Here is a 20781-nt window from a genome sequence, read left to right on the forward strand (position 1 = left end):
GAATCAGCGCTATTTTTTTGAAAAGCCTGCGTTACTGATCTTTTCAAATAGCGCTCTCACTTCGTCAACGCGTGAAGCGCCATTGATCTCGAAGTACAAAAAAGTTTCCAGATCGCCACGGTGCATGGCCTGGTTCATATCGCCGCTCTGCGATTTGTGCGCTGCCTTTACCCAATCCGCAACGATCATGTAGCTGTGCTTTTTGTCCTCGCCAAAGCCGTAAGTCCTGTCAAATTCAAAAATAGGGGCCGTTAAGCTGATTGCCGTTTCCGGGTAGCCATCCAGTCGTGTGAATTTTGAAATGGTACCTTTATTCTGCGTTTGGCCACCCAAAACGATTGGCTTTTTATCCCCTTTGTATCGCTGAACGGCCCTTATGGCGCTGATAGAAGCTGTTTTGTGATGTGCGTGCTGGCCTTCGCCCGGAACGAGGCAAAAAATAAAGTCGTAATTTCCTTTTGCCAAAATCTCGTCCAGGCGGCTTTCTACATATTTAATGTTCCAGTTCTTACCTTCCAGATAAGGTTTTTCGTTGCGGTTATAATAATCGTCAAGCTGGTCCAGGAAGAAAAAATTGCCAATGCCCAGCACTTCACCCGCAGCCAGGATTTCCTTTTTACGGATCAGCGGCAAGTGCTTTCTGCCGATGACCGAATCCACAAGGTTCATTCCATAATAAGACGACGCCACGAGCCCGTTATAGCCACCGGACGCATCGGTAATGAGCGCCAGGTCAGCCGATCCTTTGAGCTCGTGCGTAATTTTAAATATAGTGACCGGAAAAGTAGTTTCATCGTCCGGGTGTGCTGTAACGATCAATACGCGAGGACTTTGTGCTTGTGCGGTAAATGCGATGATGAAAAAAGCGAAAAGATAAATGTTCTTCATACGGACGATTTTTTAGAGTGACGTGTTATCAACATAATTTACAAAATATACATCATATGGATTTACAACTGAAAGGGAAAACAGCATTTATCAGCGGTTCTACCCAGGGAATAGGTTTTGCAATAGCTCAGAATTTGTTAAAAGAAGGAGCATATGTCGTGATCAACGGCAGAACGCAATTGAAAGTGGAAGAAGCTGTACAGCGATTGCAGAATGAGAACCCGTCTGGCATTGTTTCCGGCATAGCGGCCGATTTTTCAAAAGTGGAAGAAGTAAATGCATTGCTGGAACGCCTTCCTGAAATTGATATACTGGTTAATAATGCAGGAATATTTGAACCTCAGGCATTTGCTGACATTACAGACGAAAGCTGGTTCAGATTCTTCGAGGTGAACGTGCTGAGCGGCGTGCGGTTAGCAAGACATTATTTTCCGAAGATGGTTGCCAGGGATTGGGGCCGCATTATCTTTATTTCGAGTGAATCGGCGGTCAATATTCCGGAAGAAATGATCCATTACGGGATGACGAAAACGGCGCAGCTGGCTGTGAGCAGGGGATTGTCGGAATTGACAAAAGGCACAAATGTTACCGTAAATTCGGTTTTACCAGGACCTACAAAGTCCGAAGGGGTGACGGAATTCGTGAAACAACTGGGTGCTGCCAATAACGTTTCATCGGAGCAGGCAGAAAAGGATTTCTTTAAAGATGCACGGCCAACTTCGTTGCTGCAACGGTTTATATCAGTGGAGGAAATTGCGAACCTGGTCACTTATGTGGCAAGTCCGCTGTCGTCAGGCACAAATGGTGCAGCATTGAAAGCGGATGGCGGCGTTGCTAAATTTATCATTTAAGTGCTGATTTTCATTTTGTTAGATTAGTTAAACAAAAAAACGGTTTATTTTGGAACAATCGTTCTGAAATAATTGTCTGATAATCATGGCACGTAACAAAGCATTCGAACCCGGAGAGAAATTGGAAAAGGCGAAGAACGTCTTTTGGCAAAAGGGATATCAAGGCACATCTATGCAGGACCTGGTTGACACAATGGGCCTGAACCGGGGAAGCATTTACGACACCTACGGAGATAAGCATAGTCTTTTTCTAATGTGCCTGAAAAGTTATTCGGATGGAATGCTCAATGATTACGTGCAGGCAACTGACCTGGCAAAGTCGCCGGTTAAAGCCATAGAAAAAATAGTAAGAAGAGCTGCTGCAAGGACAATCGAGGAAGGGAAGACCTGCTTAGGCATCAAATCGGCCTTTGAACTTGCCTCAGAAGACGAGGAAGTGCATTCGATTTTGAAAGAGAATACGGATAGCATTGTTACCGTGCTCAAAGACCTGATCAAAAAGGCTCAAAAGGTAGACGAGATCAGCACAAAAAGAGATCCGGTCATGCTGGCCAACTTTATCGTTTCCAATTTTACCGGGTTTTGGCAGCTCTTCCTTGTGTACGGAGATTCGGAAATGGTGAAGCAGCAGGCTGACTTTCTGATCAGATCCATAAAAAAGTAATGTAAAGACCAATTACGGAACGATCGTTCCGTAATTTTTTGAATAAAGCCATGTCAAATAAAAATAAAGAAGTATCCTATCCATCAGGCTCTGTAAGCATAAGCAGGCAGGGAGATCCTTCTGTACTCACATATAGTCAGGAAGTTTTGGGTGAGCCGGGACCGGGCGAAGTGAAAATACGGCAGGCCGCTATCGGATTGAATTTTGTAGATACGTATTTCAGAAGCGGAATGTTTCCGGTAAAAGCGTTTCCATATGTGCCCGGCATTGAAGCTGCGGGGGTCATTGAAGAGACCGGGCCTTGGGTGACTGATTTTAAAGTCGGAGATCGTGTCGCATATCATTTCATCCCGGGCGCTTATGCAGAAGTCCGTATCGTGGGAACGCATCAGCTTGTGCATGTTCCTGACAATGTAAGTCTGGAAGAGGCCGCTGCTGTTATGGTAAAAGGTTTTACTGCCAGAATGCTCGTTAAGGAAACATATAAGGTCAAACCGGGAGACGTGGTGCTTGTGCATGCTGCTGCCGGCGGCGTGGGATCACTTGTTTCCAAATGGGCAAAGGCGCTGGGTGCAACGGTCATTGGCACTGTGGGGCACGCTAACAAGAAGAAAATTGCCCTCGAAAATGGCGCGGATCACGTGTTTCTTACACATTGCGAGGGATTTGCAAAGTCTGTTCTGGAAATTACCGGGGGCCGCGGTGTGGATGCGGTGTTTGACGGCGTTGGAAAGGATACTTTTTCGGAATCCACAGGCGTCATCAAAAGAGGCGGTAAGATTGTGTTGTACGGCTCATCTTCTGGCCAGCCAGAGCACATTGACCATGCGGCGCTGCGCGCCAGGTCGATCAATATGCTGACGCCGGTTTTGAATGCCTATATTTCTGACTACGATAGTTTGCATTTGTTTGCCAGGGATACTTTTTCTGCACTGCAATCAGGCATATTTGGCAAACTTAATATCACGGCATATCCGCTTTCAGAGGCAGCTCAGGCGCATAAAGACATTGAATCCCGGGAAACAACGGGATCTGTAATCATGATTCCCTGAGCGTTCAGGCAGCTTTTGGGCCAAAAAACTGATTCCAGATAATGCCCGTGACCATTCCACCCAGACTTGCCAGCAAACCAAAAATCAGCGGGGGATATTCCGTTTCGATATAAGCGCAGAAGAGCCATGCGAACAGTCCTGCGACCATTGATATTATGCATCCCAGCTCATTGGTTGCTTTCCAGTATAGCCCTGCGGCGAGCGGTACAAACAGGGAAACAAGACTGAAAGCGGAGGATTCTGCAACGAGATCGAAAATGCTGTCACTTCTCACAGCCATGAAAATGCAAATGGCGGTGATCACCACAATGCCCCAGCGGATGATGCGAAGCAGCTGCTGATCAGTCAGTGCCGGGTTGAAGAATTTGAAAATATTTTCTCCCAAAACGGCCGCAGGCGCCATGATTGCGCTGCTCGTTGTGCTGAGAATCGCGGAAACCAGCGCACCAAAAAATACGATTTGCAATGGCAGGCTCATATGCTTCAAAACCATATTGGGAATGATCAGTTGTCCGTCGTTGGCGGTTTCCGGATAAAGATGGTGCCCACATAAGCCAATGAAAAGAGGCAGCAGCGCCACGGTAAGATACATCAGCGAAGACAGCAATGTTGCTTTCACCGAGACATCGGCAGATTTTGCAGACATAACCCGCTGAAATACATCCTGTTGCGGTATAGACCCCAGCCCGATTGTGATCCAGGCAGCAAAATATTCGATGGATGCTTTGAAAGTAAATTCAGGGTAAAACCGGAAAAATCCTTCCGGTGCAGCCTCGATCAGCGGCCCTAATCCGCCCACTTTGTCATAAAGCACAGCTGCAACCACGATCAGCCCTACAATGATCATGATCGTCTGTACGAAATCTGTGATGGAAATAGACCACATGCCGCCCCAGATGGTATAAAATATCACAATAATGGAACTGCCTATAATACAGGTTGTTAACGACCATCCCAGGACGACTTTCAATACAATGCCCATCGCTAATAATTGTGCAGCTATCCAGCTGAAATAGGATGGGATGATTAAAACGGCAGAGAGCAACTCGGCATAACGGCCATATCGGATCCTGAAAAAGTCACAGAATGTGATAATGTTCATCTTATAAAACCGCCGTGCAAAAAACAGCCCGACCAGCAAAAGGCACAATGAAGCACCAAAAGGATCTTCTATAACACCCAGAATGCCGTGCTCAATGAATTCTGTGGGTGCGCCCATGATGGTTTCTGAGCCAAACCAGGTTGCGAATGTTGCGGATGCGGCTAAAACAAGCGGTAACCGCCTGCCTGCCAGAACAAAATCCTGCGTGGTCGAAATTCTGCGCGAAGCCCAAAGTCCAATGCCCAGGTTTGCCAGCAAATATGCAAGAATAGAAAAAGCAAGCATTGGAAAGGATTATAAAGTGTCGGTTTTTTTCGTAAACTGTTCTTGCAAATAGCGCGTGTAAATGGCCGATCCTTTTGCATTCAGGTGATGCGAATCAAATAAATTCTCCGGTTTGAAGATAACGTCCAAACCCGGATCTTTTTGTAATGCAATGAAATTCACTTCCGGTATGTAAGGTGCAACTTGCGACAGAATTTCAAATTCACCCGTCGTAATGTTGTTAGGCATGTAAAAAATAACCCGTTTTCCATGCGCCTTACCTTGTGCAATGACTTCGTTTATTTCGGAAAGAAAATAGGCGTTTGTAGGAAGCTTTTTGTCCAATGTCAATAGTTTATATGTATAGAACCGGTTGTTGATAACCATTGTATTTAAACCGGATATCCTTAAACCGACGCGTTGCATGCCATTTTTTTCAAGATCCGGCGGTCCTTCGATGGGATCATTTACCGGCTTGGTCATTTTCTTGACAGCCGCAATTTGTGGAGCAATGGATAATGTTTGAAAGATCGTGGTGTTTAATCCAGTCAAAAAATCACTCCATTTTTCTTGATTACCCACACTTGTAGCCCCATGCATCACCTGCGTTCTGAAATACACATCATTGACAAAATAATTTGGTTTCAAATGTATCGTGCTGTAATCCAGTGCACTTAATTCCACGAAAATAGTTTTGGTTTCCGGATTATTTTGGATCAGATCGCGCGCGATGTCAAGGGAATTAGCAAAAGAAAGACTAAACAGTCCCATGTTGTAGCTTCTCGTTTTTCCGGTATTCAATGAATCAAAAATGGCAGGATTAATTCCGTAAAGCGTGCGGCTGGTCCCGATAAAAACCGAGTTGGGATCGAATGCGTTGTAATGCGCTTTCCGTGTTGCAATGTCTCTTCTGGGGTCCACTGTAAACTGGCCAACCAACAAAACGAGGGCTATTTTGAAAGTAAGAAAGAAGGTAAGCCAAAGCAGTATTTTTTTAACCATTGTGCGCGGATGTACATGAATGGTTGGAATGTTAAAATTGAATGTAATAAAAATCAGCAACGGTGATCTGCCCGAAAATAAGCACTAGCTGGGCCAGGACCAGGAATGACAAGTTGCGCTGCATCGGACTTTTTTTTAATAAAAAGGAAGCAATGTCCTCTTTCTCACCCATTTGATAATTTATAAGATCCAATATCAAAAACAGGACAAGCGTTAACCCGAACCCGGATGTTAAAATCGAGTGTGTGCCGGAATGTAAACCAAACATTGCGCTGTATAATCTCAAACCGCTTTCGAGCTCCGCCGCCCGGAACCAGCCCATAATGAGGGTTCCGGTGAGGAGGCGCACGGTAATGCGTAAAACAGTGTGCGGATTGGATCCGATCCTAAGCCCTAAGCTCCCGTAAAACTGCTCCCAGAATCGTTTTGTCCTTATCTCAAAATTAATATAAGCCCATTGCAAAAATCCCCAGATCACAAACGACCAGCTCGGCCCATGCCATAAGCCGGTGATCACGAATGTCAGCAAACGGTTAAATTCTAACCGGGTTTTATTGGTAATGCCTTTGCTGATGTTGAAAAACACATAATCCCGGAACCAGGAAGTGACGGTAATGTTCCAGGAATTCCAGGATTCGGTCCGGGAAGGCGTGAAATAATAACGGTTTGCAAAGTTTTTATTGAGCCTGATGCCGAGTAACCTTGCTGATCCCATAGCAATGTCGCAGTAGCCGGAGAAGTCGCAATAAAGCTGAATAGAAAAAAGCAAGACGGCCAATGTTACGGAAAATGCCGTGTATTTTTCGGGTTGGTCGAAAACTGGATTGACGTGGTCTGCGAACCTTGCCGCTAAAACCATTTTTTTAAACAAACCCCAAACAATGAAAAAAATGCCTGCCTTAATGTTCTCGGGATCGTAGCTAACCGGTTTTTTTAATTGCGGGATCAGATGCCGCGCGCGTTCCAGCGGACCTGCGAGCATGGTTGGGAAAAATCCCAGATACAAGGCGAGATAGCCGTAATGCGGCTCCGGTTTGATGTATTTCCGATGGACGTCCGTGAGGTAACCAATGATCAGGAACGTGTAATAAGAGATTCCAATGGGAGCCAGCCAATTCAAAACGACCAGGGAAAATGAATTGTTGATGGGGATGAGATATTTGAAAAGCAACAATGGCAATAAGCTAATGACCACCAAAAGCGCCAGCAATGTTTTGCGCTTTCTTTTTGAATGTTCCGGATTTCCCAAATATTTACCACCAAAAAAACAAAGGGCCGTAAGCCCAAGCCAGACCAGCACATAGTAGCCGCTCCAACTCACATTGAAAAGCACGCTGAGGACGAGCAGCAAAATCCATTTCCTGGTTTGCGGCGTGTTGTAATAAGCAGCAACGATGATGAAAAGGATCAGAAAATACGTAAAATCAGTGAATTTGATCATTATGCTTTATTTTAGAAGCACAGGCAAATTCTTATGACCTCTGAAAAACACCTTTGAATCCCACTCGCCGGGCTTTTCGGGATGAAGGCGGATATTTGGAAAAGCTGCCATGAACCTTGGCAAAAACTTCTGCATTTCGAAGCGGGAAAGCCGGGCGCCCATGCAATGATGGATGCCGAAACCAAAACCAATGTGCGGATTTGGTTTACGTGTGGGTATAAACGTTTCGGGATTGTCAAAGATTTCCGGGTCACGATTGGCGGAAGCAATGCCCAGCAGCACGGTTTTGCCTTTTTTGAGTTCAAGACCTTCGAATTCCATGTCTGCTTTCACCTGTCGTGGGATCCAGTTTACCGGGCTAACATAGCGGATCAGTTCCTCGATGGCAATTGCGCAGCTGTCGTGCGCGTGCCAGTTGATTTGTTTTTCCTTGTGTTCTATCAATGCAGCAATGCTTCTGGTAAGCAGCAATGTGGTAGTTTCCGTTGCAGCATTCACCAGAAACTCCCAGGTTCCGATCAGTTCGTTCACCCTTGAACTTCCCATGATTTCCTTCATTTCAAGCAAAAGGCTGTTTGTCAGTTCTTTTTCCTGCCGGGATAACGTTTCGCCCATGTAATTTCGGAATTGCGCCGACATGTGCGCGCATTCCAGCAAGTCTTTTAGATTTAATGTTTTTTCAAAAATCAGCGTGATAACGTAGGAGAATTTTTGAATGAAATCATAATCTTCACGTTTTAAACCAATGATTTTACTAATGATCAGAAAACTGAATTTTCTTGTAATCTCAACCAAATCTGCTTCTTCCTGGTCCTGATATGTTTCGATCACTTCCCGGATCGCATCCATCGTAATGGTTTCATAATTAGCCTCATAGAACTTCTTGTTGACCATTTTGCGATGCTCCGCGTGTGCCTCGCCGTTCATGAAAAGCAGCCAGTATCGCAAACTTTCGCCAAATTCCAGCAATACAGGATCATTGTTCGCGATTGCGGATACAACCTTGAACCGCTCGGTAAAATCGAAATTCTGGAAGTTATCGGCGTCTGCGAAGATCTTTTTCACATGTTTGTAATCCATTACAACCAGGTCACCGAAAACATTGAGATGCACCGGATTTGTGTTGCGCACATCGTCGATCAGTTCAGCGTAATTTTGACTGATGTTGTTTTGGGAAGACCAGATAGCCGCTACGGACATGGGGAATTCGGTATGTAAATGTTGAGTAAGACGGAAGATTGGAGATTGATCAGGCTTCCTGATTTTCCAGAATCCATTCGGTTGTGGCACCTATTGTACCCATTTCCCAGAATATGGACGGGCTAAGGTCCATGCCGAGCCATTCTTCCAGCTCAGAAGTAATGTTAACCATCAAAAGGGAGTCGAGGCGGAAGTTAACTATTTCGGTATCCAGGGTTATTTGCCTTGGTTCCAATTCCGCATGATGGGCTATACGTTCGACGATCCAGCCGGAGATTTCAGTATAGGTTTTATTCATTTCAAATGTCAAAGGGAGCGTTAGTATGCTTTGTTGTTGTGAAAATAAGGATTTTATCTATTTTTTAAAGAAAACAGATGTTCAAATGATCCAGCGGCTGCAAATCAGCTCAACCCGGATTAAAGATATCCCGCGCTTTTAGTCTTTGAATCTTTCCACTGGATGTCTTCGGCAGCTTACCCACAGGAGCCAACACTATTTTATGGGGCACTAACCCGAATGCTAATCCGATGCTGTTAGCAATGTTTGTTCTGATGGAATGATGATCAGGCTCATTCTGAGCACTACTTCTAACTTCACTCACGATCATCAATTCCTCACCCTGATCTGTTTCTATGGCAAATGCAGCTGTGCCGTGCGGCTGAATATGTTCGTGGCATGAGCCAACCACTTCCTCAATGTCTTGGGGATAATAATTTGTGCCTCTGATAATGATTAATTCCTTCTTTCTGCCTGTGATGAAAAGTTGACCATCAGCGAGAAATCCCAGATCACCGGTTCTGAGGAACGGGCCTTTTCCGCAAGTAGTGCGTGCTTTGAAGGTTGCCGTAGTGGCGTCAGGATTTTGCCAGTAACCCATCGCAACAGCCTCATTTTAACCCAAATCTCCCCAATTTCGCCTTCTTCAAGGATTGAATGCAGCTCAGGTTCAACAATGACAACATTCGTAAACTCAACAGGCGGACCGCAGGCGACAACCATTTTGGGATTTGCCTCAGAGATGGGTTTGAAGATCATCGTTTTTGTATGCAAATGCAGACTTACGGCCAAAGTTGCTTCGGCCAGGCCGTAAGCGGGCACCAGGCTGTTGCGTTTGAAGCCGGTAACCTGCATTGTTTCGGAAAATTTTTCAAGACTGGAAATCCGGACGGGTTCCGCGCCTACATATAAGACGCGTAAGGAGCTCAAATCCAATGTTTGTAGTTGCTCAGGTCTTATCCGGGAAACGCAATGGTCCAGCCCGAAACCCGGGCCGCCGCAAAATCCTGCCTGGTGTTTCGAAATGGTTTCAAGTAACAGAATTGGCTTGGTAATGAATAAAATAGGAGAAATAACGAGGCCGCTTCCGCCCGTAAATATAGGAGATAGCAATCCGTCCACAAGTCCCATATCATGATAATGCGGAAGCCATGTTACAGACACGTCTGCCGCTGTTCTGCCAAAGCAATTATTAATGGCATTCAAATTGGCAGTGAGGTTAGCATGACTAATCATTACGCCTTTTGGCCGGCCCGTTGAACCGGACGTATACTGGAGATAGGCAGGTTTATCCGACGGTGAAAACTGCTTTGTAATTTGATCTGAAACGCAGTCGGTAAGGTCATCGGTAAAAAACCAATCAACCGGCAAATCCCTTAATGTCCTGGAAGTTTCCGTTTGCCGTTGCGAAAGCATTTTGAGCGATTTGCGATTGGTAATGACAAGGGAAGCGCCGCAGTCCTGTATAATGTTTATAATTCTTTGAATGGCCGGCTCCGAAAAGCCAACAGGGCAGGGAACGGCGATCAGACCAGCGTGCAACGAGCCCAGGAAAACCTTTATGAAAGCCGCCTCAGCGGGCAGTAGAATGATAACCCGTGCATTTGCAATGCTAATCTTCGCTAACTGACACGAAGCGCCTAAAACCGCTTTCAACAACATTTGGTAGTTTAGCTCTTCCGAAAGGTTTCCGTCTTTTTCTACAAAACCATAAGCCAGCTTGTCAGGGAATTGCTCGGCGAATAGTTCCAGTCTGCTAAATAGATCCATGAAACCAAAGGTATAAAAAAAGCAGTATGACTAAGAAATGATCTTAACCATACTGCTTTTCAATGTTTTATTGTCAGCTTATCTCGGACCCCGGGTTCTGCCTCGCTGACCGTAATGATTGCCATTATTGTATTGACGACTATAAGCTTTTTTGTCATAACGGCTCGACCTGTAACGGTCTGCATGAATCACTCTCGGATGGGCCGGTTTCACAACCACAACTCTTGGCGGTGGAGGCGGCACGCGGTGGTATCTGTAACCATAGCCGTATGCAGGGCCGTATCCGTAATCATAACCATAGCCCGGGCCAGGTGACCGGTATGCACAGGAAGATATGCTTATCGCTGCAATGATCGTGACGATAACTGACAGCAGGATTCTATTTGTTCTCACGGCTTCGTTTCGTTTTGTACTAATCATAAAACGATTTCCGCCGGTTAATAGTGCCTTTTCAGGTTTTCAGCGTTCCTTTAAACCGCTTATAAACAAAGTTATCCACAGGTTTTCAAAGAGGTAAATGAGCAGTAAATGGCTCAAAATGCAGTAAATACAGGTTTGTTAACAAGTTATCCACATGTGCGTTGTGGATAACTTGTTAACAAACATTAGGAATTAAGCTTCCACGTCATAGATCAGAACGCGCTCCCAAAGATGTGCGCATTCATCTACAAATTTTTTATGCAAAGGGTGAACTTGATACACGTCATGCGCTGCCTCATCTGCAAATACAAGTATTTCGGCAAAGTCGTAAGTGGCGTCAATAACCGGGCGGCGTGTGGCAGCAGGAGCGCCTATGTATACAGATTCAATGGATTCTATGGCCTCCAGGGATTTAATGCCAGCAAGAAGTGCCTGCCTTGCTTCCTCGTTATCTTTTTCTTTTAGCCAAAAAAATACGTTGTGAACAAACATGGATAATTGTTTATGTGTTAAAAATAATTAAGGATTCGCTTGGGTGACAGCCGTTTCCGGCAGGTTTTCTGATATAGGGCTAATGTATGCCTTTTCAAGCTTAAATGAAAAAGTAGTGCCTTTGTCGGGTTTGGACATTACGGCGATCTTCGTATCATGTGCATTCAAAATGTGCTTTACGATGGCCAAACCAAGGCCTGTCCCGCCGATTTCTTTGCTTCGGCTTTTGTCGATCCGGTAAAACCGCTCGAAGATGCGGTTCAAATGCTCGTGCGGAATGCCCGGCCCGTTATCGCGGACAGACACTTCAACCAATTTCTTTCCTTCGCTAAAATGAACGATCACTTTTCCGCCTTCATTACCATATTTGACAGCGTTCTCAATCAGATTAAGCATCACCTGTTCCATACGGTCGGCATCCGCCATTACCCAAACTCCGGAAAGTTCATCGGGTTTCACTTTGAATGTTACATCCCTGTCTTTAGCAATGTTTTCGAGCCTGCTGAAAATGTTCAGGGCCAGCAGGCGAATATCCATAGGCGCAATGTTCATCTTGATGTCGCCCGTTTCCATTTGAGAGAGGACCAGCAGGTCTTTAACCAGGACATCCAGGCTGTCGAGATTTTTCGCCGCCTTGATCAGGAAGCGCTCCCGCACATTTTCATCCTCCATCGCGCCATCCAGCAGTGTATGAATAAAGCCCTGCGCCGCGAAAATCGGTGTTTTGAATTCATGGGAAACATCCGCCAGAAACTCGCGACGAAACAATTCCAGCTTTTTCAGCTCGTCAATTTCCTTTTGTTTTTTGGTTACGTAAACAAAAATTTCATCGTTAATGGTCTTCAACGGGTTCGACTCTGTGATCAATTTCTTTCTTGGGGCGAGGTTGAAATCTTTCATTTTGAGCTTATGAATCGTTCTGTACATTTTGTTCACCTCCCGGAATACCAAAATATCAACCGTGTAAAGCACCAGAAAAAAGGAGGAAATGAAAGCGGAAATAGCCGAAACGAAAAGCATTCCTCTTGATACACCTTCCACAAAAGTCAGAAAAGAAGTGGTGATAAGCGATATCAGGATTGCCAGTATAAATGCAATAAAACGAGGACTTAGTGACATAATCTTGGTGTAAATAGCTTCGGCATTCGGCCGTCAGCCGTCTTATTTCAGCCTTAAAGTTAACAATCTGTTTGCAAGAAAACTCTATTGCGCAGGTGGGCTTGTGGTTTAATAATATTTCCTTCATGTTAACAAGGAGATTTTTATGCAAAAAGGCAGCTCTCTATGAAGAAAGCTGCCTTTTATCGGAAGACTAAAATTAAAATCCGCCGCGGAATTTGTAAGTGCTTGATACTTTGTCGATCGCGACAATGTAGGCTGCGATCCGCAATGAGACTTTGTATTTCAGTGATGTTTCGTACACTTTGCTAAAAGAATCCTGCATGATACGGTCCGTGCGGCGATTAATGCGTTCTAACGTCCATTTATAACCGATCCGGTTTTGGACCCATTCAAAATAGGAAACCGTTACGCCTCCCGCATTCGCCAGGATATCTGGCACAACCATGATGCCTTTTTCATTAATAATGTCGTCGGCTTTAAAAGATGTAGGGCCATTCGCGCCTTCTACGATCATTTTCGCCTGAATTCCTGCCACATTCTTCCTGGTGATTACATCTTCCTTGGCAGCCGGAACAAGCACATCAACCGGCAATGTTAGTAAATCATCTCCTGGAATAGGCTCTGCGCCAGAAAAGCCTTCCAGCGATCCCTTATTTGCGTCCCTGTACGCAACAGCTGCCGCAATATCTATTCCTTTGTCATTGTAATAAGCACCGGAAATATCGCTGATGGCATGGATTGCAACGCCTCTTTCACGCAAAAGCAATGCGGCATGCGAGCCCACATTCCCAAAACCCTGGACCACAGCCGTTGCGCGATAAGGGTTAATACGCAATTTTTCCATTCCAGCCAACGCCGAAACCATTACGCCGCGCCCGGTTGCCTCAGTCCGGCCCAGCGAACCACCCAGTACAAGGGGTTTTCCAGTAACGACCGCAGGGATTGTCATTCCTTTTGATTTTGAATATTCGTCCATTAACCAGGCCATTTCTCTCGGTCCCGTTCCCATATCTGGCGCAGGAATATCCTGATCAGGACCTAAAACGTCCAGTAGCGCAGTCGTGTAAGCCCGCATCAATCGTTCGATTTCTCCCGCCGACATTTCGCGCGGGTTACAGGCAACGCCGCCTTTTGCGCCGCCATACGGAATATCCACAACGGCACATTTCCAGGTCATCCAGGCAGCCAGCGCGCGTACCTCGTCCAGGTTCACGTCCGGATCAAAGCGGATGCCGCCTTTGCTTGGGCCGAGAATCGTTGAATGTATAACCCGGTAACCTTCAAAAGTTTTTATCTGCCCTGAATCCATCATAACAGGCAGTCCTACAATGACTTGCTTACGCGGCACTTTTAAGATGTGATACATTTCCTCCGAAATCCCCAGAAGGTCAACGGCCTTATCAAACCTTTGCATCATTGATTCCAATGGATTTTCTTTATCCTTTATTGGAGCCGGTTCTATATATGACATTTTTAATTATTTAAAGTATTGATATTAAGAATGTTAATGAATAATATCTGTTTGTCCTTACAAACATAATTGATTATATTTTATAAAAATAAAAAACCATTTAATCTTGAAATAGTATAAAATATGCAATAACGTAGAATGTATTAAGAGTAATACATTCTTTGAAATTATGGCGTTCCATTCGCGGATTCTTCCAAATTTCCTGCAAGGGTTTCTATAAAATGTGAATTGGTAAAAAATACAAAAGGAGGCATAAAATTTATGCCTCCTTTCAATATAATCTTAAATGGTTGTTTAAGCCATTTCCATTTTTCCGGAATTACGTTTACGATCGTTTTCCTCCAGATATATTTTACGCATACGCATGCTCTGAGGCGTAACTTCCAGATATTCATCCTTCTGGATATATTCCATCGACTCTTCAAGAGAGAAGTTGATTTTCGGAGCGATCCGCAAACCATCATCTGTTCCTGATGCACGCATGTTTGTTAATTTTTTGGCTTCCTGCAAGTTAACAACGATGTCATTTGGACGATTGTGCTCACCGATAACCTGACCACCGTAGATTTCATCACCCGGCTCAACGAAGAAACGTCCGCGATCCTGCAATTTATCAATGGTGTAACCTGTTGCAGGTCCTGTATTTTTAGAGATAATAGATCCGCTGATACGTCCTGGAATTGGTCCACGGAATGTACCGAATTCTTTGAAACGGTGCGTCATTACAGCTTCACCTTGTGTTGCAGTCAATACATTTGAACGCAATCCGATCAAACCTCTTGAAGGAATTTCGAATTCAAGGTGTTGCAAATCTCCTTTCGGTTCCATAATCAACAATTCACCTTTACGCTGCGTTGCCAATTCGATCACTTTTCCAGCTGTCGATTCTGGCACGTCTACAACCAATGTTTCTATTGGTTCAAGGCGCTCGCCTTTTTCGTTTTCCTTGAAAAGAACCTGAGGCTGGCCTAGTTGCAATTCGTAACCCTCGCGACGCATTGTTTCGATCAATACAGACAAGTGAAGAATACCACGTCCGAAAACAAGGAATTTATCTTCTGTGTCTGTTGCTTCTACGCGGAGTGCAAGGTTCTTTTCAGTTTCTTTCATCAAACGGTCACGAAGGTGACGTGATGTTACAAACTTGCCTTCCTTACCAAAGAAAGGAGAGTTGTTGATTGTGAAAAGCATGTTCATTGTAGGCTCATCCACCGCAATACGTGGAAGTGGTTCCGGATTTTCAGCATCAGCAAGTGTATCACCGATCTCAAAATCTTCGATACCAGTCACTGCGCAGATATCGCCAGCTGTAACTTCCGAAACTTTCACACGACCCAGTCCTTCAAATATCTGTAATTCTTTGATTTTCACTTTTTTGAAAACGCCGTCCGCTTTACAAAGCATCATGTTAGCCCCTTCTTTCAAAACGCCACGTTTCACACGACCGATTGCGATACGACCTACGAATGCGTTGTAGTCAAGTGAAGTAATCTGCATTTGGGCATTCCCTTCGTCGATTACCGGAGCGGGGATCGAACTGATGATGGTATCAAGCAGGAATGTAATATTATCGGTTGGTGTTTTCCAATCCGGGCCCATCCATCCTTGTTTGGAAGAGCCGTAAACAGTTACAAAATCAAGCTGGTCTTCCGTAGCGCCAAGGTTGAACATCAGGTCAAATACATTTTCCTGAACTTCTTCCGGGCGGCAGTTTTCTTTATCAACTTTATTAACGACCACGATTGGCTTCAGGCCCAGGCCAATTGCCTTGCCTAGTACAAAACGTGTTTGTGGCATAGGCCCTTCGAATGCATCAACAAGCAACAAAACGCCATCCGACATTTTAAGTACGCGTTCCACTTCACCACCAAAGTCTGCGTGACCTGGTGTATCAATTACATTGATTTTTACGTCTTTGTAACGCACCGATACGTTCTTAGAAGTGATAGTGATACCACGCTCCCTTTCAAGATCATTATTATCAAGGATTAGGTCATCAAACTCCTGGTTATCGCGAAATAACTTTGAAGCGTGAATGATTTTGTCAACCAATGTAGTTTTACCGTGGTCAACGTGCGCAATGATTGCGATGTTACGAATGGCTTGCATTGTTTTATAGATCAATTGTTTACGGTTTTTCCTTTCGGCGGCTTAAAACCGGCAGTAAACCGTTTTGCTTTTAGTTTGACTGATTTTTTGTCAAATAGGGTGCAAATGTACGGACTTTTTCTGCTGAATAACAGTATTTTACAATTAATTTATTGTTACCTGCCGAAAAAGGCGGTTTGTAATGAGAGAAGTGCAAAAAGTTATTTTTATTGTTGGATGGTTACAATTTTTCGAATGTGAGTACAACAGCCTATAAACAAGAAAAGAGACGCCAATATGGCGCCTCCTTTGACTTCAACACACTTAATGAAAAACCTGCATTAACTCATTTTCTTTTCAGAAATATTTTGTCGATTCCTTCTACATCAAGGACAATTGAGTCGCAAGCGTTGGTCAATGCTGAAAAGGCATAAACGGCGTTAGTGTTATTTTTGAACTTGCCTGAGATTTTGAGGGAGTCTTTTTCAGCTGTCCAGGTCATAATTGGTTCGTTCTGCTTACCAAAAAGCATCCCGCCCGACTCAGTGAATGTTCCATCTTCTAAAAACGATAACTCATCCGTGTGTTTTGGGCTGGATTCTAATGATCCTAGCCACGTTCCCAGGATATTTTTAGCAAAAGCAGGCGGTACGCAAGGTTCATCTTTGTCTTTATCGCAAGCTGAGGCGATAAAGATTACCAGGAAAAATATCAATATTCGCTTCACCATAACATTCTGGTTTACTAGTGTGGTTATCCCGCTAATCTCAATTTTATGATATTTATAATGGCCAAACTCGTCTTGTTATTGAATTAGTCGAGTCTGGCCAGTGTAAACATTAGTGGTCTTCTACTAGTTGTTCACCACGATCTTATAGGTCTTTTCGGAGCCATTTGTGTTAGTAAAACGCACCAGATAAACGCCATTCAGCAAATTCTTAACTTTGACATTTGGTGACGGCTTTTCGGAAGAGTAAACCTTTTTGCCATTAGAACCTACGATCTCAACTTTCTTAATTTTGCTCCAATCCGCTGCTTTAATAGTCAGTTCATCTGAGACAGGATTAGGGTACATATAAGCAGCAACTCCTTCAAACTTTACAGAGAGAATCCGGCTGTAAGCGCTAGTCCCATCTTTATCGATCATGTGCAGACGATAAAGGTTCTCACCTTCGAACGGATCATTATCGACCGCCGAATAATCGACAGTTGAACGGCTTTCTCCTTTGGCAGCAACAGTCGTAATCGTTTTCCAATCCTTACCATTAGCACTACGCTGCACATCAAAGTGGTCGCTGTTAGTTTCTTCGGTGGAAGACCAAGCGAGGTTGATTGCGTTGCCCTCACTGGATGCGTCGAACGAAAGCAACTTAACTGGTAGTGCGAAGCTTTGCGCCATTTGAAATGGTCTTCTCAATCCGATTGGATTAAGAGGGGGGTCGTTAGCAAGATTCGTCCATGAACTGCCTTGGGCTATTGCATTTGGACGAGGTGTTGCAGGATCGCCTTGGTTCACTGGTCCCGAGAAATTAATGGTAAAAGTAGCGAGCTTTACAAAAGATAACGTATTAAGGTCTGTCTCATTATTTCTTTCTAATGTGAGGCCTAATTCACTTTGTCCTAATGGAGGTGATCCGGGTACAATTGTTTGAACTCCGACCGTTCCAGTCGTGAAATCAGTGTTACCGCTTCCCGTTCCATTCAGTATTGTCACTCCCGATGGAAGAAGGAGATCTAGCCTAATATTGAAAGCTATCCACCCATTATTATTTGGCCCGACATATCCCGCATCAGCTTTGGCTTCTAGATCAAATGTCCAACTTAGGCCGTCAGCACTAACTTTTCTGTTCGTAAAGTCAAGAATGATTGGAACATTCTGAGCAATGGCAGATTTTGCTAGAGTTAATATTAGTAATACTGCAAAAAGATTTCTAAAAAGTCGTTTCATATTTAATAGTTAATAAGAGTTGAAAAATATCCTTTGTTAAAACTGATCTTGAAAAAAGAGAGATGTCGACATTATCTACGATTCCATCAAGGTTTAAATCTTCTGCTTTATATGTATCAAAATCGCCATTGTTGAACGAGATTCTTTCAGTGGAAAAATCCGCGTTGTCTATTGTGAAATCCTGTTGAATCTCGCCGCTAATCATACACCATACCCCATTACTCAAGACCATTTGGGCGGTTGCTCCTACGTTGTAAGCCTTGGATAACTCCGCAGAAAAATCATAATTAACAGTTCCAGCATTGAAGGAAACCAAGCCAAGTCCAAGGACACCCAAGTGGTTCCTGTGTTTGACAGCAATTCGAACGCCTCCAAACTGCGGATTAAACTTCGGAGCGAAACCATCCACATCCAATACGGTTCCATCTACTCGAAGCAAGAGACTTTTGGATTCCAGAATGATTGATGGATTTTGCATACTACGGATCTCCACTTTCACCCAATCGACTACATTGCCAGCTTTTGAGAAGGTGTTTTTAATTTCCGGATAAACCGCGTCGCCGCCGTAAGGGTCTTGGGTGGGAAGTAATCCGAAAGTGGAAGGGCCAGTTTTATAAACTTGCAGATCATTCCGCATCGTTGCTACGCCGTTTTCTTGCGTCGTTGCGCCTTGGAGGAAGACCTTCAGATTGAGGGAGACCTTTGTTTCGCAAAGCAAAATAGCCACCGTCACTTTTGCTGTTGAGACATCCGTATTAAAGCATTCGAGCGCATCATCCTTGAAGAATGCGTAGTAAGTTCCGGATCCGACTTTTGTAGGGTCTGGAACAGCACTCGTATGAGAAGCATCTGTAAACCACACGATAGAAGATCCTTGCGGCTTATTTGAAACAATTAATTTAGTTAAGTTCGCCGTTTGGCTAGGACACGTATTTGATATGTTTGTGCGATTTAGAGAAACTTGTTCGTTTCCAGCATTACAACACGCAGCTCCTGTAATTGTGACTTGGGCAGTAGAGTTATCAGTATTGTAACATTTGTTAACGGCATCATAAATGAAAGCATAATAGGTGCCGATTCCCACTGCCTCGGGATTTGGTACAGATGTTGTGTGTTTTGGATCCAAAAACCACTGGATTGTTGTATTGGGAGGTGAGATTGTGGAGACACTCGTTGCAAGGTCCATTGTCAGCGGACAATCAACGTTATAGGAATTCGCCTTCAGTGTAACTTCACTTGTACCCGCATTGCAAGGACATGGAAGAAATATACTTACCTCAATTACTGCGAAAGAAAGGTCTGTATTAAAACAATTGTTGGCGGAATTGTAGAAAAATGCATAGTAATTTCCTGTGGTAACCTGTGTAGGATCTGAAACGGCCAGCCCATGATGTGTCGGATTAGTATACCAAACTAGCTTAGATCCGGAGGGAATTGGACTATCATATTCGTTATTCAGGTTTACTAACTTGTCAGGACATTGATTAGAAGCATTATTTTTTCGTAAAACAACTTGTTCAGAAACTGCTACCTTGGATGTTGAATTATTAGTATTATAACAATTGGCGTTACTGTCATAGTAAAAGACATAATAGATCCCTGGTGTCTTGATCTGGGAGACAAAGGAGTAGTGATTGCCTGTATGAGCAGGGTTGTTAAACCAACGTACTTGCACACCTACGGGTATAGGGTCTTTGAGTAAGCTATTTAGATTTACTGTCGGATTATTTGTGCAAGATCCAAGATTTAAGTAGTCGTCTGTCAACTTCACCTGCTGTGTGCCAGCTTTAGAAGGAGATGGTAAAACGACCACCTTTGCGCTGGAATTATCGGTATTAAAGCACTGATTACTTGAATTGTCAAAATAGAAAGCGTAGTAAGTGCCAGGCATAGCATGCGAGGGATCAGCTACGACTGTATTCTTGACATGATTTGGAGTATAGTACCAAGCCACAACAGTGCCTGGAGGAGGTGTCCCGGAGTATGAATTTTTAAGATCCACTGTCCCGGCGCAATCGGCAGCAAGCGTTGTTGATGATAGTAACACTTGAGAAGTGCCTGATGCATTACATGCAAGTTTAATACCGGTAGGCCCAATGTCCAAGGCTGTAAATCCACCTTCATAACCCGCTGTTCCAGTAAATACCAAAGTTGCTTGTGTTGAAGTTGCCGTAAATTCAATAAAACCGGGAACCCACGAGCCAACATTATCTAATGGCGGCAGGGGGTCAAAAGGTATTGTTTGAGTCCCGCTTGCACCGTTAGAAAGAGTTAGTGTTCCACTTGTGCCATAAGATGTTACAGGAATATCTGATCCTTGATATTGCATTGAAGCTGAGAGCATATGATATTCCAGCCAGTATTTCCTCCCCGGAATTAGATCCTTAATAAACGCCGCGGCTGCGCCTTTATGAGCAACCTGTGAAGGCGAACCTAGCTGATTAAATATAGAGAGAAAAGTGTTGTTTCCTGATGGAATAGGTTTTAACGCAGGAAACCAGGGCCGATTAAAACCAATACCACCGGACTGGCCTGACTCATGAGTAATGTTAGAGGTGTGACCAGGTTCGTAGTCTGCATAGTTAAACCATAAGGTGGGTGGAAATTTGCCAGGAATCACACCTGCTGTCGAAGCATTCTGCGCCTTAAGGAAGTGTGCGCTTAATAGTATAATTGGCAGTAAGTAAAATATTAATCTTTTCATCGTATTACTGTTTAGTGTGTCAGGT

At 44.2% G+C, this 20781-nt stretch carries 19 protein-coding genes; 3 read left to right on the forward strand and 16 right to left on the reverse strand.

The features are described 5' to 3' along the window. Window positions 1–9 precede the first annotated feature (9 nt). Window positions 10–888 (reverse strand): PIG-L family deacetylase, encoded by an 879-nt coding sequence (locus MUK70_RS25720; RefSeq protein WP_234657302.1) that lies wholly within the window; start codon window positions 886–888, stop codon window positions 10–12. Window positions 889–944: 56 nt separating this feature from the next. Between MUK70_RS25720 and MUK70_RS25725 the strand changes: the two genes are divergently transcribed. The 3 genes from MUK70_RS25725 (at window position 945) to MUK70_RS25735 (ending at window position 3455) form a co-directional block, all read left to right on the forward strand. Continuing rightward, window positions 945–1739, forward strand: coding sequence for an SDR family NAD(P)-dependent oxidoreductase (locus tag MUK70_RS25725; protein WP_234657301.1), 795 nt, complete (start codon window positions 945–947; stop codon window positions 1737–1739). 85 nt (window positions 1740–1824) lie between these two features. Then, window positions 1825–2403: a TetR/AcrR family transcriptional regulator gene (locus tag MUK70_RS25730; RefSeq protein ID WP_234657300.1), complete on the forward strand. Its 579-nt coding sequence runs from the start codon at window positions 1825–1827 to the stop codon at window positions 2401–2403. Between the two features lie 50 nt (window positions 2404–2453). Next, the gene (locus MUK70_RS25735; RefSeq protein WP_234657299.1) at window positions 2454–3455 is read left to right on the forward strand and encodes a quinone oxidoreductase family protein; all 1002 of its coding nucleotides are present in this window, start codon (window positions 2454–2456) and stop codon (window positions 3453–3455) included. A gap of 4 nt (window positions 3456–3459) precedes the next feature. Here the strand turns inward: MUK70_RS25735 and MUK70_RS25740 are convergent, their stop codons facing one another. The 15 genes from MUK70_RS25740 to MUK70_RS25810 form a co-directional block, all read right to left on the reverse strand. Next, entirely contained in the window at window positions 3460–4842 is a 1383-nt protein-coding gene (locus MUK70_RS25740) for a high affinity choline transporter 1 (protein ID WP_234657298.1), read from the reverse strand. 9 nt (window positions 4843–4851) lie between these two features. Continuing rightward, window positions 4852–5823 carry a hypothetical protein gene (locus MUK70_RS25745; RefSeq protein WP_234657297.1) on the reverse strand — a complete coding sequence of 324 codons (972 nt, stop codon included), beginning with the start codon at window positions 5821–5823 and terminating at the stop codon, window positions 4852–4854. A 31-nt stretch (window positions 5824–5854) separates the two neighbouring features. Then, window positions 5855–7264 carry an MBOAT family O-acyltransferase gene (locus tag MUK70_RS25750; protein WP_234657296.1) on the reverse strand — a complete coding sequence of 470 codons (1410 nt, stop codon included), beginning with the start codon at window positions 7262–7264 and terminating at the stop codon, window positions 5855–5857. 6 nt (window positions 7265–7270) lie between these two features. After that, window positions 7271–8464: a cytochrome P450 gene (locus tag MUK70_RS25755; protein WP_234657295.1), complete on the reverse strand. Its 1194-nt coding sequence runs from the start codon at window positions 8462–8464 to the stop codon at window positions 7271–7273. 49 nt (window positions 8465–8513) lie between these two features. Further along, on the reverse strand, window positions 8514–8762 hold the full coding sequence (locus MUK70_RS25760) for an acyl carrier protein (protein ID WP_234605472.1): 249 nt from the start codon (window positions 8760–8762) through the stop codon (window positions 8514–8516). 109 nt (window positions 8763–8871) lie between these two features. Next, on the reverse strand, window positions 8872–9153 hold the full coding sequence (locus MUK70_RS25765) for a hypothetical protein (protein ID WP_234657475.1): 282 nt from the start codon (window positions 9151–9153) through the stop codon (window positions 8872–8874). Window positions 9154–9197: 44 nt separating this feature from the next. Next, on the reverse strand, window positions 9198–10511 hold the full coding sequence (locus MUK70_RS25770) for an AMP-binding protein (protein ID WP_374759731.1): 1314 nt from the start codon (window positions 10509–10511) through the stop codon (window positions 9198–9200). A 78-nt stretch (window positions 10512–10589) separates the two neighbouring features. Continuing rightward, complete coding sequence (locus tag MUK70_RS25775; protein ID WP_234657293.1) at window positions 10590–10904, reverse strand: hypothetical protein; 315 nt, start codon at window positions 10902–10904, stop codon at window positions 10590–10592. A gap of 219 nt (window positions 10905–11123) precedes the next feature. After that, window positions 11124–11423 carry a Dabb family protein gene (locus tag MUK70_RS25780; RefSeq protein ID WP_234605467.1) on the reverse strand — a complete coding sequence of 100 codons (300 nt, stop codon included), beginning with the start codon at window positions 11421–11423 and terminating at the stop codon, window positions 11124–11126. A gap of 27 nt (window positions 11424–11450) precedes the next feature. Beyond that, complete coding sequence (locus tag MUK70_RS25785) at window positions 11451–12542, reverse strand: sensor histidine kinase (RefSeq protein WP_234605465.1); 1092 nt, start codon at window positions 12540–12542, stop codon at window positions 11451–11453. Window positions 12543–12741: 199 nt separating this feature from the next. Continuing rightward, on the reverse strand, window positions 12742–14016 hold the full coding sequence (locus MUK70_RS25790; RefSeq protein WP_234657292.1) for a Glu/Leu/Phe/Val family dehydrogenase: 1275 nt from the start codon (window positions 14014–14016) through the stop codon (window positions 12742–12744). A gap of 294 nt (window positions 14017–14310) precedes the next feature. Continuing rightward, entirely contained in the window at window positions 14311–16125 is a 1815-nt protein-coding gene (gene typA / locus MUK70_RS25795) for a translational GTPase TypA (protein WP_234605459.1), read from the reverse strand. A 325-nt stretch (window positions 16126–16450) separates the two neighbouring features. Next, a complete protein-coding gene (locus MUK70_RS25800) occupies window positions 16451–16834 on the reverse strand; it encodes a hypothetical protein (RefSeq protein ID WP_234657291.1) in 384 nt (127 codons plus the stop codon). 123 nt (window positions 16835–16957) lie between these two features. Further along, complete coding sequence (locus MUK70_RS25805; protein ID WP_234657290.1) at window positions 16958–17818, reverse strand: T9SS type A sorting domain-containing protein; 861 nt, start codon at window positions 17816–17818, stop codon at window positions 16958–16960. Between the two features lie 217 nt (window positions 17819–18035). Further along, the gene (locus MUK70_RS25810; RefSeq protein WP_244784539.1) at window positions 18036–20756 is read right to left on the reverse strand and encodes a hypothetical protein; all 2721 of its coding nucleotides are present in this window, start codon (window positions 20754–20756) and stop codon (window positions 18036–18038) included. Between the last annotated feature and the right edge of the window lie 25 nt (window positions 20757–20781).

Origin of the sequence: Dyadobacter chenwenxiniae (genome assembly GCF_022869785.1) — a bacterium.
GTDB classification, from domain to species: Bacteria; Bacteroidota; Bacteroidia; order Cytophagales; family Spirosomataceae; genus Dyadobacter; species Dyadobacter chenwenxiniae.

Excerpts from the sequence above, each read along its gene's own strand:
- MUK70_RS25720 (WP_234657302.1), bottom strand. The coding sequence starts at position 888 with ATGAAGAACATTTATCTTTTCGCTTTTTTCATCATCGCATTTACCGCA.
- MUK70_RS25725 (WP_234657301.1), top strand. The coding sequence starts at position 945 with ATGGATTTACAACTGAAAGGGAAAACAGCATTTATCAGCGGTTCTACC.
- MUK70_RS25730 (WP_234657300.1), top strand. The coding sequence starts at position 1,825 with ATGGCACGTAACAAAGCATTCGAACCCGGAGAGAAATTGGAAAAGGCG.
- MUK70_RS25735 (WP_234657299.1), top strand. The coding sequence starts at position 2,454 with ATGTCAAATAAAAATAAAGAAGTATCCTATCCATCAGGCTCTGTAAGC.
- MUK70_RS25740 (WP_234657298.1), bottom strand. The coding sequence starts at position 4,842 with ATGCTTGCTTTTTCTATTCTTGCATATTTGCTGGCAAACCTGGGCATT.
- MUK70_RS25745 (WP_234657297.1), bottom strand. The coding sequence starts at position 5,823 with ATGGTTAAAAAAATACTGCTTTGGCTTACCTTCTTTCTTACTTTCAAA.
- MUK70_RS25750 (WP_234657296.1), bottom strand. The coding sequence starts at position 7,264 with ATGATCAAATTCACTGATTTTACGTATTTTCTGATCCTTTTCATCATC.
- MUK70_RS25755 (WP_234657295.1), bottom strand. The coding sequence starts at position 8,464 with ATGTCCGTAGCGGCTATCTGGTCTTCCCAAAACAACATCAGTCAAAAT.
- MUK70_RS25760 (WP_234605472.1), bottom strand. The coding sequence starts at position 8,762 with ATGAATAAAACCTATACTGAAATCTCCGGCTGGATCGTCGAACGTATA.
- MUK70_RS25770 (WP_374759731.1), bottom strand. The coding sequence starts at position 10,511 with ATGGATCTATTTAGCAGACTGGAACTATTCGCCGAGCAATTCCCTGAC.
- MUK70_RS25780 (WP_234605467.1), bottom strand. The coding sequence starts at position 11,423 with ATGTTTGTTCACAACGTATTTTTTTGGCTAAAAGAAAAAGATAACGAG.
- MUK70_RS25785 (WP_234605465.1), bottom strand. The coding sequence starts at position 12,542 with ATGTCACTAAGTCCTCGTTTTATTGCATTTATACTGGCAATCCTGATA.
- MUK70_RS25790 (WP_234657292.1), bottom strand. The coding sequence starts at position 14,016 with ATGTCATATATAGAACCGGCTCCAATAAAGGATAAAGAAAATCCATTG.
- typA (WP_234605459.1), bottom strand. The coding sequence starts at position 16,125 with ATGCAAGCCATTCGTAACATCGCAATCATTGCGCACGTTGACCACGGT.
- MUK70_RS25800 (WP_234657291.1), bottom strand. The coding sequence starts at position 16,834 with ATGGTGAAGCGAATATTGATATTTTTCCTGGTAATCTTTATCGCCTCA.
- MUK70_RS25810 (WP_244784539.1), bottom strand. The coding sequence starts at position 20,756 with ATGAAAAGATTAATATTTTACTTACTGCCAATTATACTATTAAGCGCA.